The sequence below is a fragment of the Enterococcus sp. DIV0876 genome (assembly GCF_050529585.1).
Taxonomy (GTDB): Bacteria; Bacillota; Bacilli; order Lactobacillales; family Enterococcaceae; genus Enterococcus_D.
In genome coordinates this window covers 1,889,963-1,905,645 of sequence record NZ_CP172882.1, presented here as the reverse complement: position 1 = coordinate 1,905,645, position 15,683 = coordinate 1,889,963, and the positions used below count along the sequence as shown (strand labels likewise).

Here is a 15,683-nt window from a genome sequence, read left to right as displayed (position 1 = left end):
TTCGGTTTTTAGCAAAGATATGCTAAGCTAAAATCAAAAGGAGGCGTTGTTTTTATGGCCAAAGAAACAGAAGATAAATTAGCAAAGTTAGCCAAAGAATCATCTAGTGACTTCAAAAAATTAGACGAGATGGAAAAAGAGTATGAATTGGATAAAAGCCCGGATACAGATCGTGAGACTGAGGGAGAATCTAAGCTGGAAAAGACCTTGGATAAAGCACCGATCTTTCCACCTAACACGCCAAATAATCCAATCAATCCAGGAAACCCAGGCAATCCTTAGGCGTGTTGTGCCAGAAAATAAGCATAGCTAAAAAAGCATTGATTTATTCAATGCTTTTTTTGTATGTCTAAGGCTCATGTAAGTGTTGATAGTAATAGATCGCCAGCTGTGTGCGATCCCGCAAGGACAGTTTTTCTAATAGTTGGCTGATATAGTTACGTACCGTTCCATCACTCAGAAAAAGTGTTTCAGCAATTTCTTTGTTGTTTTTGCCGGCAGCGACTTCTTTGATGATCTGCAGTTCACGATCGGATAAAGGATCTTGTACCTTGGCTTGCGGTATTGGTTTCAACATTTGTGTAAATGTTGAAACAATCTCGGTACCGAAGACAACTTGCCCTTTATGTGCAGCTTTGACTGAAGGGATAATGGCATCAAGATTTTGTTTGATCAAATAGCCTTTTACACCCACAGCAATAGCTTCTCGGATATAGACTTGGTCTTTGAATGTAGTCAACAGCAAAATAACAGCGTCAGGAAATTGTCTCAGAATCTCTTTGGCAGCCGTTAATCCAGTCTGTTGGCCCATGCGAATATCTGTTAGTAAGACATCTGGTCTAAATGTTTGATAAAGCGTTATCGCATCATCAGCAGAATGGCCGACTTTTAATACACGTATTTCTTTTGTGCTTTCTAAAATCGTTTTTAATGAAGTCGTAACGAAGGGATCATCATCAATAATGATTACATTGATCATCATGTAGGCTCCTTTGGTATGGTAATCGTCAATTGGAAATGTGTATCTGTTTGCACTATATGGACTTGTCCTTTGATTGTCCGGATTCGTTGTTGGATTGTTTGCAAGCCAATACCTGTTTTTGGCTGATCGCATGCAGTTACACCATCATTGCGAATCTGCATGCGGTAAAATGCTGGCAATGTTTTGAAGTGGAACACCAACAAAGTCGCTTGACTATGCTTGATCGTGTTCGTTATTGCTTCTTTCATCACCATCAACAAACAGTTTTGCTGGTTTTCAGATAAGTCTTCGAATACTGTTCCTTGAATCTCTACTGGACACAATTCTTCGATCGTCACCAAATTTTGGACAGCCTCGGCAAATGAGAGGGAATCTGCATGCAAATCATGGACACTGAGGCGAATATGATCCATGCCGGTATCAACGGTCTGCTTGAGCTGGTACAGCGGTTCTTGCAACGTGGATTCTTGATTGATTGTTTCTAATGCACCGATTTGCAAAAGTGCTCGTGATAGCAAGTGGCCGACATTGTCATGGATATCTCTTGCAATACGATTGCGTTCTTCCGCAATTTGCAACGCTAGCTTTGTCTCGTGGGTTTCCAACAGTTGTTGATTTTGTTTGGCTAATTGTTGTTGTTTTTCCCAATGACTATCTTTTGATGTGAGAAACTTTTGTGTCAAAGCTGTCATGGCTTGGTCTTTTTGTCGTAAGTATAGGCTCAACACCATCAGGAACATCAAGACAACAGCCAAAGCAGGAAATTGCAGGAGGAAAAGTCCCACACAAAACCAAAAAAGGCAACAGCATCAACGATTTTGGATTGTACTGGCAATATGCGCAATAAGCAAGGGAGAAAGAACGTTAGGTCAGACCAAAAATAGCATAGAGGGATGATTCCTGCTATCACGACCCAACGCGCAGACTTTGGCAACAAGAAACTGACACCCATCAAAAAAACAGCTGTTAGGAAATAGATGATTTGCTGGGCATCAAATCCTTGACCGATCATCAAAGACAAAGAAACCAATAATAAGAGAGTAGATTCAATCAATGTACGGCTTTTATCCATACCAGACTCCTTTATATGACATTTGTCATGGATATTTTGGTCAAAGGTCACTAGCAAGTACCTGATATCTTTATTATAGTCAGATTATAGCGTATTTTGAAAGGGGTTTTTGAGGATGATGATTGAAATCAGTCAATTGGTGAAGCGTTACGATGATCTGATTGCGTTAAATCATATTGATCTACAGGTGGCTGAGGGCGAAATTCTAGGTTTATTAGGGCCTAACGGTAGCGGCAAAACGACGGCCATCAATTGTATGCTTTCTTTGCTAAAATTTGACAAAGGATCGATTTGTCTATTCGGACAACAAATGGCCGCTGATAATTATGAAGTGAAAGCCAAAATTGGTGTAGTTCCACAAGATGTAGCAGTTTTTGAAGAGTTGACTGTGTATGAGAATATCGATTATTTTTGCGGTTTGTATGTAGCGGATAAGAAAAAAAGGCAGGAGTTGATCACGGAAGTCGTGGCGTTAGTTGGCTTAGAAACCTTTTTGACGTTTTATCCGCATGAACTAAGTGGCGGATTGAAACGCCGTTTGAATATTGCATGTGGGATCGCTCATAAACCAGAACTGATTTTTTTAGATGAACCGACGGTTGCCGTCGATCCTCAAAGTAGAAATAAGATATTAGAAAGTATCAAAGAATTGAATCGCCAAGGGGCTACCATCGTTTATACCACTCACTATATGGAGGAAGTTGAACTGCTGTGTGACCGGATCGTCATCATGGATCAAGGGCAAGTCATCGCCAAAGGAACGAAAGAAGAGCTGAAAGATATGGTCCGTACCACGGATCGTTTAACGATTGCCGTTCCTTTCTTACCAGAACATTTGGTTGAAACAATAAACAATCAACTGTCGGTCGAAGAAATCAGCTATGTTGATGGTGAATTGACTGTCACGTCCACACATTTGAATGATGATTTACTCCCAATTTTGACTGTTTTGCAAGAAGCGGATATTTCATATGGAAAAATCAGTACCAAAGAAGCTACACTAAATGACGTTTTCCTAGAAATAACCGGCAAAGAGTTGCGAGATTAGGAGGTGACCAACATGTTTTGGCAAATATACTACTATCGATTAAAAGTTTTGATGAGAAATAAATCTTTACTGTTTTGGACGTTGGCGTTTCCTATCATCTTGGGTTTGATGTTTGTCGCAGCTTTCGGACAATTGGACCAAGGTAGTACTTTAGAAACGATTCCTGCGGCCGTTGTGTTTGATGCTCAAGAACCTGCGACGGGGGAAAATTTTGTTGAGGTGTTGGCTTCTATCGAAACTGATGGGACAGCAATGTTTGCATTGGAACAGTTGACAGCAGATGATGCAAAAAACCAACTAGAAGCTGATCAGATCGCTGGCTATTATGAGCTGCAAGGCGAACAAATCTTCTTGCATGTAGGACAAGCGGGGATTCGTCAGACCGTGATGAAAAGTGTGATGGATCAATACTTGCAGCAAGCCGCGCTTTATAAAAGCCAAATGGATATGGGCAATTTGGCTGTATTAGAAACGATGCAATCATTGGATGAGCCGCTTTTTCAAGTCCGGAACGAAGAAGCTGTGATGAGTATCAAAAGTTTTTACTTTTTTACCTTGGTGGGGATGTCAATTCTGTATGGTACTATGTGGGGCTTGCGGAATGCGCAAGATCAACAAGCCAATCAATCACCCAACGGCATCCGTTTATCGTTGATTCCGAAACCCAAAAGTATAGTGACATTGGCCAATCTATTGGCAAGTTTTACTGTGCTTTTTTCAGAAGTATTATTGATATTAGGTGTTTATCGTTTTATCTATCAAGTTGATTTTGGTACACGTTGGCAATGGTTATTCGTGATTGTCGCTCTTGGTACCCTTAGTGCGCTTTTGTTAGGCTTGCTTTTGGGCAATGCCTTTCCCAATATGTCCTTAGCCCAAAAAGAAGGAATTCTGACTGCAGTGACGATGGCAATGAGCTTTCTTGCTGGTATGATGGGCTCTGAACAAATCAAGTACTGGATTGATGCAACAATACCGATTATAGGCAAAATCAACTTAGTGAACTTGATCAGTGAGAGTTTATACCAACTTTATTATTACCAGGAACTTTCCAGTTTTTACCTGAATATCCTTTGGCTAGGTGGTATCCTCATGCTATTTGCTGGATTGAACTGGTTGGTTGAAAGGAGGGTTCAGTACGATGCTCTATAAAACGATATGGAAACTGCTGAAAGCCAACAAAGTCAATTTAGTGATTGGTGTCGTTATTACATTGGTGATTACTTTTTTCTATTCTCAGAGTATTGATACAGGTAACACAAATTTGCAAGAAGCCAAAATTTTGATTCTTTCTGAGAAATCATCGCCGATAATCGATGGAATGACAGAATATTTAGCGGAAACGCAAACCATCGTAACGATGGAAGAGCCGACCCAAAAAGAAATCGACGATGCATTATATTTCCAGCAGATCGGCATCGTCTTATTTTTACCAAATGATTTTTCAGAAACGATTTCAGCTGGACAAATGCCGACGATCGATATTCAAGCGCGACCAGATGCTTTCTCAAAAGCGGTCGTGACACAACAAGTAACAACGTTTCTCCAAACGTATTTGGCTTATGCGCAATCATTTCCTGCTGAGGAGGCCATGGCACAAACAAAGGAAGTATTGTCCTCCCAAGGAGAATTGGTACTTAATTCTGAGTATAGTCATCGTATGGGGCGGTTATTGTCCGGTATGAGTTTTAATTTATTGGCCTATGGGTTGTTCATGTCGATATTTAGTGGTTTTGGTGTGGTGAATTTGGCTTTCAACCGGAAAGCAATCAACAACCGCAATCAAGTTGCGCCGGTTTCAAAAAGAAAACTTCATCGGCAAATCACTTGGGCATTGATTGGCTACTCAACGTTACTGACCGTTGGCTTTTGTGGATTGGTCTTGTTGTTGACACGCAATATTTGGACCAATGCTACTGGCTGGCATTTGTTGAATGTCTTGTTCTTTTTGATAACAATGGTGGCATTTTCCTCTTGTATGACCGCAATCATTAAAAATAGTGAAGCAATCGGGGGTATCAGTAATATTTTCATTATGGGCTGTTGTTTTATTGGCGGCGTCTTTGTACCATCAGAACTTTTACCGGAAATCGTCAATAAAATAGCAGCTTTTACACCGACTTATTGGTTTATTCAAAACAATCTTCTGATTGGTCAAAATTTGACATTGAATGCGGCCTTCAAAGAAACATTCCTTTTTCAATCCGGAATACTTCTGGCATTCGCTGCGGTGTTTGTTGTTATCCAACTGGTGATGAGTAAAGATAAAGCCTATTTAAGGTAATGAGGTGGAGATTCAATCGCTAGCAAATAGGTGTTCCTCGTGATGAGGAACACCTATTTTAGCACCAAAACAATTGTTTGCCGGGCGTTAATATTAAATCAAATGGACGTTTGCCCATTTCTTCACCATCTTCTTGCCCATGTTGCGGGATGGTTGAAACAATCCGTAATTTTGTGGTCGAGATGTGGTGGAAATAACGAGAGTTCATATGTTTTTTGCGGGTCAATAATAAAATCAACCAAAAAATTTTAAACATGGCCACCCGTTCCACGAGGACGAAGTCAAGCTTGTCCTCTTTAACAGTGGCAGTCGGCGCAATTGGTACGCCGCCGCCAAAATAAGGATGATTGGTCGTTGTACACAAAAATGCCTTCGAAAAGCTTAATTGCTGCCCATTGCATTCGACCAAAATCGGAAACCCTTTTTGGCGGAAGAGGACGGTCAAAATCGCAGCGATATACGAAAATGAACCCATATTGTATTTGTTGAGACGTGATTTTGCAGAAGAGTGATTGGCGGTATAAACGATGGCTGCGTCTAAACCGATTCCCACGTTGTTGATCGCGATCCCGGACTCTTCTTGAATTTGTTCATAATAGTGGATCACGTTTAGTTCTTGCGGATGGCTTGTGCCTGCGATTTGCCAAAAGACTTTCTCTGCTTCTTTTGGTAAATCAAGACTTCGGGCAAAATCATTGCCAGAACCGGCAGGAATGTAGGCGATCGGAAAACGTTGGTGTTCGATTTGTTGGACCTCAGTCACCACTTGGTGCAGCGTGCCGTCGCCGCCGATGACCATCAGCAGCGGATAGTGCATGTCGCTGTTGTCTAAATAGGCCTCATCCCAAGGCAGTAAAGTTTCATCTACCAATTTTTTGGCGTTCAGACGTTCTTCGCCTGCTTGCGTAGTATAATAAAACTGATAAGGAAAATGATGCTTATCTAAGATTTTTTTGATGCGATCTGCTACTTTCTTGCCTTGGCCGCTGCCAGAAGCAGGGTTGACGATCACGTGATAATCATATTTCATGGTATATATCTATCCCCAATTTACTAGTTTGCATTCAATGCGGTCTATTATAGCATGTTTCACTTCAGGTGTGCATAGGAATTTTTTTTAGAAAAAAGGACAAAAAAATAGATTCGACGAAAGTGCCAGTTATGATCGTTAAGGTTCTAATGTCCACTTTGATCACAAGGTTCAATACATTTCGTCGAATCCTATTCAATTAGTAAGGAGTAACCCAAATTCCCACATCCTTTGTGCTTTATTTTAAGTTGACAACAATTCTTTTCTTGCAGAACCTGCATCGTCTGCTTTACTGGGAATTCCTGCTCCTTACACTTATAGTATAGCAGAAAAAATTGAATATGCAAGCGTTTACAAAAGAGTGATGTCGTCTTAATGTTTTTTTAATTATTTCTTTCAGCCAGATACTATGTGGCTGATTCGCTGAAGTAGATTAACCGTATGGAACATGCGCCATTCCATTTGACTCTTTATCTGTTGGATGAAGCAGCTTTACAGTTTCCAAGATTTTTGGACTGGAGTGAGGGTTTCTTTTGCAGAGAATCTAAGACCTATATGCAGCTAAAGGGTCTTGAGAGAGTCAAGCGCCTCTTTAGCTAAACATAGATTATTTTGGCAGGGAAATGTCTACACGAGTGTTTCTTACACAAACGTATAGGCGTTGTCTGTCAAGACTTGCTTTGCCTGCTCGATTTGGTGATTCTTGATCAAAATATAATCAGTGTTGTACGTAGACACAGCAAAAATACTGATTTCATGTGCTGCCAATAGACCAGATAAGTCAGCCAAGATTCCGACAAGACTGAAATCAAGGACACCAACGATCATCAACGCTTGCCAACCATCTTCACGGGCTACCGTCTCTTTGGGTACAGCAGCAGTTGGCAATACGAGGGAGTATTCATCCTCGGTATGCGCGAAAAAGAGCGGCTTGAGTGTGAATAATGCAGGGTCGATTTCGGCAATTTGGATAACAGACAGTGGAGTAGAGAGATGTTTGATGTTCATATAGGAAATCCTTTCTTGATTAGTTTTTTGGTAGAGAGTCGTCGTTAGATCAAATCTGTACCAACAATCTTTTTCAGCTTTTTATTTTGCTTACTTTGTAGATTGATTATACCAGATGAGTGGTTAGTTTTGTAAAAATATAAATGAATGAACGATCAACTATTCGGTCATTGAATAACTTAAAAACTAGTCTGCACATCCACAATAGGGATCTTCACGCGCTCTTTTTCTGACGTTCTCATTCTAATCATCTGAATAAAAGACCTTGATATATCAAGGCTTTCATGTATAATAAGTACTCGTGCACAGCACAACGCGGTTCATCAACCATCCCGCGTAATCAAAACTTGGAGAAAGTAGGGTTCTTATGGAAAAATCAACGAGTTTCAGCAATCAACGGCTACGGGTCATTGTAGCAAATGGATTGATCATGGCAGTGTATATTGCCTTGTCGATCGTTGTGTCGCCCTTTGCCTCAGGAGCAATTCAATTCCGCATTTCGGAAGGGTTGAATCATATCGTGGTGTTTAACCGTAAATTGATGTGGGGGGTCGTCGGTGGCGTTGTCGTATATAATTTATTTTTTGGTTTAGGTGTGGTCGATGCATTGTTTGGCGGTGCGGGATCATTCTTGGCGCTTGGGGCAACAGCGTTGATTTATAAGAAAGTTCCAAATGTGTTTGCACGTTTGGTTTTTAATACGATCGTCTTTTCAGTAAGTATGTTCTTAGTCGCTATCATGCTGAATATGGTATTAGGGTTGCCTTTTTGGATCACTTTCGGTACGACAGCATTGAGTGAATTGATTATCATGACGCTGACTGCACCACTCATGTATATTGTGAATAAAGCGGTCGGTTTCGACAAGCGCTTTTGATTTGAAGATTGTTTTTTGCTTTGATGGTTCTCAAAAAACAATAAAGAAGCACCCGTTTTTATGAAAAGCGGGTGCTTCTTTTTATTTTGTATTTAAATCTTCTGCATTCAAGTCTTCGATTTCAACGACTTTGAAGTTTTTCGCTTCTAATTGATGAACGATTTTGTCACATAGATCTTTTGATGTCCGCGCTGGCAGTGTGATCAGCGTACGGCGGATAAATTCATCTTTGCCAACATCTAATGTGATACAACTTGCAATACTACTATATTTAGCGATGATTTTTGAGATAATTGCTAAATCGCCTTGTTGTCCAGTTGAGGCAATCGTCAATACATAGCTGCCTTGTTCCACATTCCAAGATTGGGCCAACATATTCAATAACGAGCTGTGGGTCAAAATACCATAAAATTGATTGTTTTCATCTAAAACTGCAATATAAGGTAATTCTTTGATCGTAAAGAATACATTGAAAAATGATGAATTGACATAAATGAACTTCGTTGCATTTTTCAATAAATATGTGACTGGTAAAGTCATATCGCCACCATTTGCCTTGTGACGGTAAATATGCATTTTATAGATATTTCCTCTAAATATTTTACCCGATTCGTCAAGGATCGGTACGCAACGATACCCTGATTCTTCTAAAATCGCTAAGGCTTCTTCTAAAGTGGCTGTTTCTTTGACGGTGGTCAAGTCTCGTTTTTTATAGACCATAGTTTTTAATAACATCAGTTTTCCCCTCCCATATAACCATTTCACAACAATATCATACCATAAATTCGGCAAAAACTATATTTTTGCGCGACTAATTCTTAAATTGACACATTCTTGAAAAAATGGTATTTTTAATGTTGGAAAACTATCGAAAAAGGGGGAGGACACTGAGATGGCAACAAAAAAAGCAGCTTTGGCTTGTTCTGTCTGCGGATCCCGCAACTACTCAAAATCAATCAGCGAAGGTAAAAAAGGCGAACGCCTTGAAATCAATAAGTTTTGCAAGTATTGCAATCAATATACGCTGCATCGTGAAACCAAGTAAGGAGGGACCTAGATGAAATTTTTGAAAAATGTGATCGAAGAAATGAAGAACGTTTCTTGGCCATCAAAAAAACAATTACGCAAAGATACTTTTGTGGTGATACAAACGACTTTGATTTTTGCTGTGATGTTCTTTGTGATGGACACGTTGATTCAAACAGTTTTCAATTGGATCTTGAAATAAACAAGTCTTCTTGTTTAAGCGCTAGTCATTCACATGGATACGTGGTATAATTGCTTTGAGGAAAAACTTCGGTCTGGCTGAGGTTTTTTTATTTTACAAAAAAGATGGGGAGTCCGAAAAAAATGGAATCTTTTGAAAAAAATTGGTACGTCTTACACACTTATTCTGGTTATGAAAATAAAGTAAAAGCCAACATCGAATCTCGTGCACAAAGTATGGGTATGGGTGATTATATCTTCCGCGTTGTGGTACCGGAAGAAGTAGAAACAGAAGAAAAAAATGGTAAAACCAAAGAAATCGTCCATAAAACGTTTCCTGGGTATGTTTTAGTTGAGATGGTGATGACAGATGACTCTTGGTATGTTGTCAGAAATACACCAGGTGTGACTGGCTTCGTGGGCTCTCATGGCGCTGGTAGCAAACCCGCACCTTTATTACAAGAAGAAATCAATTCAATTTTACGTTCGATCGGCATGAGCACAAGAACTGTAGAACTTGAAGTGGAAATCGGAGAAACAGTCAAAATCATTGAAGGTGCTTTTTCTGGTCTTGAAGGACAAGTCACTGAAATCGATGAAGAAAGAGAAAAACTAAAAGTCAATATCGATATGTTTGGTCGGGAAACCAGTACTGAGCTTGATTTCGAACAAGTTGATAAAATCTGATGCAATTCTGATTGGTATCTAATCCAAAATTGCTGGAAACCAAAGATAAATAGTGGACCAATTCGTTGGCCCACTTTTTTGCACCAAATGAGTAAGCGCTTTAAAAGAGGAAGGGGTCTTATGTCAAATTTAGTTGATTTATTGAAGAAAAAGTTCAGTCATGATCTGCACTTTCCTGAAAAAGGAACGATTTCGGTTCATAATGGCTACCGCTTATTGTTTTTATTTAATCTATTTTTGCTGTTGTCTTCTGTGCTATTGATGGAACCCAGTCACTTACTTGCTGAAATGCAGCGGATTCTTTTTTCGGAAAGCCATCTGGTGACGGATTACATCGAGTTGACCTCTGTTGGGACGGCACTTTTTAATAGCAGCTTGATGACCTTTATCGCAATTTTTATCTGCTATCATTATCGGGTACCTATGACCGGTGGGGCAGTATCAGCGATTTTTATGGTGACTGGGTACGGGTTATTTGGCAAAAATTTATTGAACTTTATTCCTATTTTCCTTGGGGTACGTTTGTATTCTTACCTCATGAACGAACCGTTGAAGAAATTTCTGTTGATTGCCTTATATGGTTCTTCTGTATCCCCTGTCGTGAGTTTTTTTGCCTTCAATCACTCATTGTCGCCGATTTTTGGTCTAGGAATGGGCTATTTGATAGGGATCGTGATTGGCTTCATCATGGTACCTTTGGCATTGCACTTTCAATCGTTGTTTAAGCGGGTGAGCCTTTATAGTGCGGGATTTACCTCGGGGATGCTTTGTACGATGATGGCTGGGATTTGTCGGATGTTTGGACTGCAGATTGATCTAAGAGGGATTGTTTCAACTGAACAACAGCCTGAATTGATCATCTTGCTCGTAGTTTTTGGTTTGATTTTATGTGGGTACGGCGTGCGGATGGCATCAAAACGACATCGCTTGAATCTACGGGCGATTTGGTCTCATAGCGGCAAAATCGAGCGGGATATCTTGAGAGATACAGGTGTTTACAATACGATGATCAATATGGGGTTAATGACGCTTTTATTGGCCGGCTATGTGTTGGCCATCGGAGCTATAATGAACGGTCCTGTATTGGGGGCGATTTTTTGTGTGATTGGTTTTTCTGCGTGTGGGGCGCATGTGTTCAATTCTTTGCCGCTATTGTTAGGTGTCACACTGGCGAATGCGTTGAACATTTATGCCATGAATGAAACTGTGACGGTGACTGCTGCAATCTTTGCGATGATGCTGTGTGCAATCACCAACGCTTACGGCTGGAAAGGTGGCTTGATCGTCGGTTTTGTCCATACGTCAATGGTCTTGAATATTGATGTTCTCCATGGCGGCTTGAATCTTTATAATAACGGTTTTTCTGGAGGGCTGGTGGCAATGATGATCATTCCGCTGCTGGATTTATCGAAACAACTTAGAAGAAAAACAGCAGTTGGACAAGTCGAAGATAAGTTGGCTGATCATGTCAGCACAAGTGTTGATCCAGCTTTGGCGCAGTATAATGACCACCAATCTGATCAACAACAAATCACGGACTCTTCTATAAGAGCACAAAAATAGCAGCGTGTCTTAAAGAGCTACACAAAAAACCAACAAATCAGCTGAAACAGCGAATTTGTCGGCGTTTTGTGTGGTTCTTTCTTTTATGGATTGCTGGCTAAAATTTCAGCTTGCAGACGTTGGGCAGTCGGCGTCATCGCTAAGCCGCCTTCAGCAGTTTCTTTGAATATACTAGGCATTTGACGACCAACTTGGTACATCGCCAATACGACTTCGTCAGGAGGGATGACACTTTCGATACCAGCTAGTGCCATATCTGCCGAAATAAAGGCCTGAGATGAACCGAGTGCATTCCTTTTGACGCAAGGCACTTCCACCAGTCCGGCCACTGGATCACAGATCAGCCCCATCATATTTTTCAAAGTGATTGCGACTGCTTGGGCAGCTTGGTGGGCTGTACCATGTTTGGCACAAACCAATGCCGCAGCGGCCATTGTACTAGCCGAACCGATTTCAGCTTGACAACCACCTTCAGCGCCAGAGATCGATGCGTTGTTGGCGATCACCAAACCGAAGGCGCCAGCGGTAAAGAGAAAATTGATTTGATCTTGACGAGTCATCTTTAAGCGGTCTCTGACAGCCATTAAGACGCCAGAAACCACACCAGCACTACCTGCAGTAGGTGTCGCGCAGATCAACCCCATCTTGGCATTCACTTCATTGACAGCAATCGCATTTTGGACGGCCTGTAAGATCGTATCACCGCTTAAAAAATCGCCAGCTGCGATATAATCATTCATTTTTGTCGCATCTCCGCCAGTTAATCCTGTAACTGAAGTGACGCCAGCTACACCTTCAGCGACAGATTGTTCCATTACCGTCAAATTCTTGTCCATCAAAGCGATGATTTGTTCTCGGCTGCGTCCAGTATTTTCCATTTCAATGGTAATCATCATGTCAGCAACAGATGAATAGTCTTTACTTTGGTCTACGAGTTCTTGGATTGTGTAAAACATTTCTTTTGCTCCTTTAATCAAAATATGCCGCACTAAATACATGGGGGAGAATCTTGATTTTTTGCGCCAATTGATCATTGCGTTGATCGACCTCAATGATCATGATCGCTTTATCACCGACAGATTCTCTGGTCACTGTCATGGTTCCAATGTTGATTGCTGCTTCAGATAGCAGATTTGTCACTTTGGCGATCATTCCAGGGACGTCTTGGTGGACGATGACATAAGTAGGTGTACCTAGTGTCAACGAGATTTTAAAGCCATTCAATTCAGAAATTTGGATATTGCCGCCACCAATGGATATGCCAGTTACGGATAATTTATGATCGCCCTTGGTCAAGATCATTTTGACCATATTCGGATGTTCAGCCTTTTCTTTTTTTGGGACAAACAAGACTTCGATGTCTTCCTCATATGCCAGCTTTAAGGAATCAGCCAAACGGGCATCGTCTGGATCCATTCCCAAGAGACCGCCGACTAGCGCAATGTCAGTCCCGTGCCCGCGGTAGGTTTTGGCAAAAGATTCATATAATAGGATATCCACAGTATCAGGTTTTTCACCAAAAATACTCCGAACGATTTTTCCGATACGGGCAGCGCCAGCGGTATGCGAACTGCTGGGACCAACCATGATCGGACCAATAATATCAAAGACACTGCGGTATTTTAATTGTTCCATGTTGTTCACCTCATCACGTATGATTCACAAAGATTTCAGTAGTAGTGTAGCATAGAAAGATGAGAGAACAAGTAAAGAAGATCAAAATGCAAAAAAATTATTATTCTATGCAAAGCTTGTTGTATTCACGATAAGCTCAAAAATTAAAAAGAATAAATGCTTGAAATAATCTTTAAAGATGCTATAATATTCCAGTGTGCGTTCGTCACATGTTTTTTGTGTGTGCACATGAAACACTAGTGGGAGGAGAAATTTGGATCTCCAATACACCACATCACGGACTCAAGGAGGTATGTCTCGTGGCAAAAAAAGTAGAAAAAATCGTTAAATTGCAAATTCCTGCAGGTAAAGCAACACCAGCTCCGCCAGTAGGTCCTGCACTAGGTCAAGCGGGTATCAACATCATGGGATTCACTAAAGAATTCAATGCACGTACAGCTGACCAAGTAGGTTTGATCATTCCTGTAGTGATCTCTGTATACGAAGACCGTTCATTCACATTCGTTACAAAAACACCACCAGCAGCAGTACTATTGAAAAAAGCAGCAAACGTTGAAAAAGGTTCAGGCGAACCAAACAAAACCAAAGTTGCAAAAGTTTCACGCGATCAAGTAAAAGAAATCGCTGAATTGAAAATGGAAGACCTAAACGCAGCTAACGTAGAATCAGCAATGCGCATGGTTGAAGGAACTGCACGAAGCATGGGAATCACTGTAGAATAATTTTTTACAGTCCTAAGAAAGTAGCTTCTCAGTCGGCTCTATATTGAAAAATATGGGACACGTGGGAGGTTCTACCGTTATAACCACATCAAGGAGGAAACAAAATGGCTAAAAAAAGCAAAAAAATGCAAGATGCATTGAAAAAAGTTGACGCTGCTAAAGCTTATTCAGTTGAAGAAGCTGTAGCATTGGCAAAAGAAACAAATATTGCAAAATTCGACGCAACGGTTGAAGTTGCTTACAAATTGAACGTAGACCCTAAAAAAGCGGATCAACAAATCCGTGGTGCGGTCGTATTACCAAACGGTACTGGTAAAACACAAACTGTTTTAGTTTTTGCTAAAGGCGAAAAAGCCAAAGAAGCAGAAGCAGCTGGTGCTGATTTCGTTGGTGACGACGATATGGTTCAAAAAATCCAAGGTGGCTGGTTCGATTTTGACGTTGTCGTTGCAACGCCAGATATGATGGCTACTGTTGGTAAATTAGGTCGTGTATTAGGCCCTAAAGGTTTAATGCCTAACCCTAAAACTGGTACAGTAACAATGGACGTGACAAAAGCTGTGAACGAAGTAAAAGCTGGTAAAGTCACTTACCGTGTGGACAAAGCCGGTAACGTTCATGTACCAATCGGCAAAGTATCATTTGAAGATGATAAATTGATCGAAAACTTCAAAACGATCCATGACACATTGTTGAAAGCTAAACCTTCAGCAGCAAAAGGTCAATACATGAAAAACATTTCTGTAACGACTACTTTTGGTCCTGGGATCCACGTTGAACAAGCTTCTTTCTAATTTGAATGAAATAATTTAAAAACTTTTATTGACTTGGCTGCCTTATCTATGGTAAGGTAGTCAAGGTTAAAAGTTTAACTGTACCGAAGACAGTAGGTGACGTCAGTCTTAATTTCCTACCGAGGACGTTTATTGAGAGTATTCAATAGTCCCTCTATGTCTACGGTGGCATAGGGTTTTTTTATGTTTTCTTTTGCAAAACAAAGAAACTCTTCCATCAAAATCAGGAGGTGAAATATAAATGAGTGAAGCAGCTATCGCTAAAAAATCCGCGATCGTTGATGAAGTGAGTGAAAAATTCTCTGCAGCCGCATCAGTAGTCGTTGTTGACTACCGTGGATTAACTGTTGATGAAGTAACACGCTTACGTAAACAATTGCGTGATGCAAACGTTGAAATGAAAGTTATCAAAAATTCTATTCTTTCACGTGCTGCTGAAAAAGCTGGTCTTGAAGGTTTAGGTGAAGTATTCACTGGCCCAACAGCCGTAGCATTCAGTAACGAAGACGTTGTTGCACCTGCAAAAATCATTAACGATTTCGCAAAAGAAGCTAAAGCTTTAGAAATCAAAGGCGGTATCATCGAAGGCAAAGTTTCTTCTTTGGAAGAAATTACTGCATTGGCAAAATTGCCAAACCGCGAAGGACTTCTTTCTATGTTGCTATCTGTGCTACAAGCACCTATCCGCAACGTGGCTTACGCTGTCAAAGCAGTGGCAGAAAAAGAAGAAGATGCAGCATAATTGCCGCATGATCATTATCTATTAAACAATAAA

At 40.6% G+C, this 15,683-nt stretch carries 20 protein-coding genes and 1 other annotated feature; of the genes, 12 read left to right on the top strand and 8 right to left on the bottom strand.

From position 1 onward, the window contains the following. Positions 1 to 54: 54 nt before the first annotated feature. A complete protein-coding gene (locus tag IGI41_RS08880) occupies positions 55 to 282 on the top strand; it encodes a cold-shock protein (RefSeq protein WP_430609424.1) in 228 nt (75 codons plus the stop codon). Between the two features lie 67 nt (positions 283 to 349). On the opposite strand, the gene IGI41_RS08875 is transcribed toward IGI41_RS08880, so the two are convergent. From IGI41_RS08875 to IGI41_RS08865, 3 genes are read right to left on the bottom strand one after another with little or no spacing between them, the layout of a single operon-like run. Continuing rightward, complete coding sequence (locus IGI41_RS08875) at positions 350 to 979, bottom strand: response regulator (RefSeq protein ID WP_430609422.1); 630 nt, start codon at positions 977 to 979, stop codon at positions 350 to 352. Beyond that, entirely contained in the window at positions 979 to 1,674 is a 696-nt protein-coding gene (locus IGI41_RS08870) for a sensor histidine kinase (protein ID WP_430609420.1), read from the bottom strand. The genes IGI41_RS08875 and IGI41_RS08870 overlap by 1 nt, the downstream gene beginning before the upstream one ends. A gap of 47 nt (positions 1,675 to 1,721) precedes the next feature. Further along, a complete protein-coding gene (locus tag IGI41_RS08865) occupies positions 1,722 to 2,054 on the bottom strand; it encodes a hypothetical protein (protein WP_430609418.1) in 333 nt (110 codons plus the stop codon). A 115-nt stretch (positions 2,055 to 2,169) separates the two neighbouring features. Here IGI41_RS08865 and IGI41_RS08860 point away from each other — a divergent pair, with 115 nt between their 5' ends. From IGI41_RS08860 to IGI41_RS08850, 3 genes are read left to right on the top strand one after another with little or no spacing between them, the layout of a single operon-like run. Next, on the top strand, positions 2,170 to 3,102 hold the full coding sequence (locus IGI41_RS08860) for an ABC transporter ATP-binding protein (protein WP_430609416.1): 933 nt from the start codon (positions 2,170 to 2,172) through the stop codon (positions 3,100 to 3,102). A gap of 12 nt (positions 3,103 to 3,114) precedes the next feature. Further along, the gene (locus IGI41_RS08855) at positions 3,115 to 4,254 is read left to right on the top strand and encodes an ABC transporter permease (protein WP_430609414.1); all 1,140 of its coding nucleotides are present in this window, start codon (positions 3,115 to 3,117) and stop codon (positions 4,252 to 4,254) included. After that, on the top strand, positions 4,244 to 5,386 hold the full coding sequence (locus tag IGI41_RS08850) for an ABC transporter permease (protein ID WP_430609412.1): 1,143 nt from the start codon (positions 4,244 to 4,246) through the stop codon (positions 5,384 to 5,386). Before IGI41_RS08855 ends, IGI41_RS08850 begins: the two co-directional genes overlap by 11 nt. Positions 5,387 to 5,444: 58 nt before the next feature. Here IGI41_RS08850 and IGI41_RS08845 read toward each other — a convergent pair whose 3' ends face one another. After that, positions 5,445 to 6,416 carry a diacylglycerol/lipid kinase family protein gene (locus tag IGI41_RS08845; protein WP_430609410.1) on the bottom strand — a complete coding sequence of 324 codons (972 nt, stop codon included), beginning with the start codon at positions 6,414 to 6,416 and terminating at the stop codon, positions 5,445 to 5,447. 642 nt (positions 6,417 to 7,058) lie between these two features. Further along, positions 7,059 to 7,424: an ACT domain-containing protein gene (locus IGI41_RS08840; protein ID WP_430609408.1), complete on the bottom strand. Its 366-nt coding sequence runs from the start codon at positions 7,422 to 7,424 to the stop codon at positions 7,059 to 7,061. 367 nt (positions 7,425 to 7,791) lie between these two features. Here IGI41_RS08840 and IGI41_RS08835 point away from each other — a divergent pair, with 367 nt between their 5' ends. Next, positions 7,792 to 8,301 carry a QueT transporter family protein gene (locus IGI41_RS08835; RefSeq protein WP_430609406.1) on the top strand — a complete coding sequence of 170 codons (510 nt, stop codon included), beginning with the start codon at positions 7,792 to 7,794 and terminating at the stop codon, positions 8,299 to 8,301. An 81-nt stretch (positions 8,302 to 8,382) separates the two neighbouring features. Here the strand turns inward: IGI41_RS08835 and cbpA are convergent, their stop codons facing one another. After that, positions 8,383 to 9,036 (bottom strand): cyclic di-AMP binding protein CbpA, encoded by a 654-nt coding sequence (cbpA, locus tag IGI41_RS08830; RefSeq protein ID WP_430609404.1) that lies wholly within the window; start codon positions 9,034 to 9,036, stop codon positions 8,383 to 8,385. A gap of 157 nt (positions 9,037 to 9,193) precedes the next feature. On the opposite strand from cbpA, the gene rpmG reads away from it, so the two are divergent. From rpmG to IGI41_RS08810, 4 genes are all read left to right on the top strand, one after another. Then, complete coding sequence (rpmG, locus tag IGI41_RS08825) at positions 9,194 to 9,346, top strand: 50S ribosomal protein L33 (RefSeq protein ID WP_086274919.1); 153 nt, start codon at positions 9,194 to 9,196, stop codon at positions 9,344 to 9,346. Positions 9,347 to 9,358: 12 nt separating this feature from the next. Further along, positions 9,359 to 9,529 carry a preprotein translocase subunit SecE gene (gene secE / locus IGI41_RS08820; RefSeq protein WP_430609402.1) on the top strand — a complete coding sequence of 57 codons (171 nt, stop codon included), beginning with the start codon at positions 9,359 to 9,361 and terminating at the stop codon, positions 9,527 to 9,529. A gap of 122 nt (positions 9,530 to 9,651) precedes the next feature. Beyond that, positions 9,652 to 10,194, top strand: a complete 543-nt coding sequence (gene nusG / locus IGI41_RS08815) for a transcription termination/antitermination protein NusG (RefSeq protein WP_430609400.1) — start codon at positions 9,652 to 9,654, stop codon at positions 10,192 to 10,194. Between the two features lie 120 nt (positions 10,195 to 10,314). After that, positions 10,315 to 11,757: a DUF1576 domain-containing protein gene (locus IGI41_RS08810; RefSeq protein WP_430609398.1), complete on the top strand. Its 1,443-nt coding sequence runs from the start codon at positions 10,315 to 10,317 to the stop codon at positions 11,755 to 11,757. Between the two features lie 83 nt (positions 11,758 to 11,840). Here the strand turns inward: IGI41_RS08810 and sdaAA are convergent, their stop codons facing one another. Then, positions 11,841 to 12,713 (bottom strand): L-serine ammonia-lyase, iron-sulfur-dependent, subunit alpha, encoded by an 873-nt coding sequence (gene sdaAA, locus IGI41_RS08805; RefSeq protein WP_430609396.1) that lies wholly within the window; start codon positions 12,711 to 12,713, stop codon positions 11,841 to 11,843. 13 nt (positions 12,714 to 12,726) lie between these two features. After that, positions 12,727 to 13,392 carry an L-serine ammonia-lyase, iron-sulfur-dependent subunit beta gene (gene sdaAB, locus IGI41_RS08800; RefSeq protein ID WP_430609394.1) on the bottom strand — a complete coding sequence of 222 codons (666 nt, stop codon included), beginning with the start codon at positions 13,390 to 13,392 and terminating at the stop codon, positions 12,727 to 12,729. 299 nt (positions 13,393 to 13,691) lie between these two features. Here sdaAB and rplK point away from each other — a divergent pair, with 299 nt between their 5' ends. The 3 genes from rplK to rplJ all read left to right on the top strand — a co-directional run bounded on the left by rplK (position 13,692) and on the right by rplJ (position 15,650). Beyond that, positions 13,692 to 14,114, top strand: a complete 423-nt coding sequence (gene rplK, locus IGI41_RS08795; protein ID WP_430609392.1) for a 50S ribosomal protein L11 — start codon at positions 13,692 to 13,694, stop codon at positions 14,112 to 14,114. A 104-nt stretch (positions 14,115 to 14,218) separates the two neighbouring features. Further along, on the top strand, positions 14,219 to 14,908 hold the full coding sequence (rplA, locus tag IGI41_RS08790; RefSeq protein WP_430609390.1) for a 50S ribosomal protein L1: 690 nt from the start codon (positions 14,219 to 14,221) through the stop codon (positions 14,906 to 14,908). Between the two features lie 65 nt (positions 14,909 to 14,973). Beyond that, positions 14,974 to 15,100 (top strand) — a sequence feature (ribosomal protein L10 leader region). Between the two features lie 49 nt (positions 15,101 to 15,149). After that, a complete protein-coding gene (gene rplJ / locus IGI41_RS08785) occupies positions 15,150 to 15,650 on the top strand; it encodes a 50S ribosomal protein L10 (protein WP_015509955.1) in 501 nt (166 codons plus the stop codon). Positions 15,651 to 15,683 lie beyond the last annotated feature (33 nt).

Bases quoted from the DNA above. Each gene is read 5' to 3' on its own strand.
- IGI41_RS08880 (WP_430609424.1), top strand. From the start codon at position 55: ATGGCCAAAGAAACAGAAGATAAATTAGCAAAGTTAGCCAAAGAATCA.
- IGI41_RS08875 (WP_430609422.1), bottom strand. From the start codon at position 979: ATGATCAATGTAATCATTATTGATGATGATCCCTTCGTTACGACTTCA.
- IGI41_RS08870 (WP_430609420.1), bottom strand. From the start codon at position 1,674: ATGACAGCTTTGACACAAAAGTTTCTCACATCAAAAGATAGTCATTGG.
- IGI41_RS08865 (WP_430609418.1), bottom strand. From the start codon at position 2,054: ATGGATAAAAGCCGTACATTGATTGAATCTACTCTCTTATTATTGGTT.
- IGI41_RS08860 (WP_430609416.1), top strand. From the start codon at position 2,170: ATGATGATTGAAATCAGTCAATTGGTGAAGCGTTACGATGATCTGATT.
- IGI41_RS08855 (WP_430609414.1), top strand. From the start codon at position 3,115: ATGTTTTGGCAAATATACTACTATCGATTAAAAGTTTTGATGAGAAAT.
- IGI41_RS08850 (WP_430609412.1), top strand. From the start codon at position 4,244: ATGCTCTATAAAACGATATGGAAACTGCTGAAAGCCAACAAAGTCAAT.
- IGI41_RS08845 (WP_430609410.1), bottom strand. From the start codon at position 6,416: ATGAAATATGATTATCACGTGATCGTCAACCCTGCTTCTGGCAGCGGC.
- IGI41_RS08840 (WP_430609408.1), bottom strand. From the start codon at position 7,424: ATGAACATCAAACATCTCTCTACTCCACTGTCTGTTATCCAAATTGCC.
- IGI41_RS08835 (WP_430609406.1), top strand. From the start codon at position 7,792: ATGGAAAAATCAACGAGTTTCAGCAATCAACGGCTACGGGTCATTGTA.
- cbpA (WP_430609404.1), bottom strand. From the start codon at position 9,036: ATGTTATTAAAAACTATGGTCTATAAAAAACGAGACTTGACCACCGTC.
- rpmG (WP_086274919.1), top strand. From the start codon at position 9,194: ATGGCAACAAAAAAAGCAGCTTTGGCTTGTTCTGTCTGCGGATCCCGC.
- secE (WP_430609402.1), top strand. From the start codon at position 9,359: ATGAAATTTTTGAAAAATGTGATCGAAGAAATGAAGAACGTTTCTTGG.
- nusG (WP_430609400.1), top strand. From the start codon at position 9,652: ATGGAATCTTTTGAAAAAAATTGGTACGTCTTACACACTTATTCTGGT.
- IGI41_RS08810 (WP_430609398.1), top strand. From the start codon at position 10,315: ATGTCAAATTTAGTTGATTTATTGAAGAAAAAGTTCAGTCATGATCTG.
- sdaAA (WP_430609396.1), bottom strand. From the start codon at position 12,713: ATGTTTTACACAATCCAAGAACTCGTAGACCAAAGTAAAGACTATTCA.
- sdaAB (WP_430609394.1), bottom strand. From the start codon at position 13,392: ATGGAACAATTAAAATACCGCAGTGTCTTTGATATTATTGGTCCGATC.
- rplA (WP_430609390.1), top strand. From the start codon at position 14,219: ATGGCTAAAAAAAGCAAAAAAATGCAAGATGCATTGAAAAAAGTTGAC.
- rplJ (WP_015509955.1), top strand. From the start codon at position 15,150: ATGAGTGAAGCAGCTATCGCTAAAAAATCCGCGATCGTTGATGAAGTG.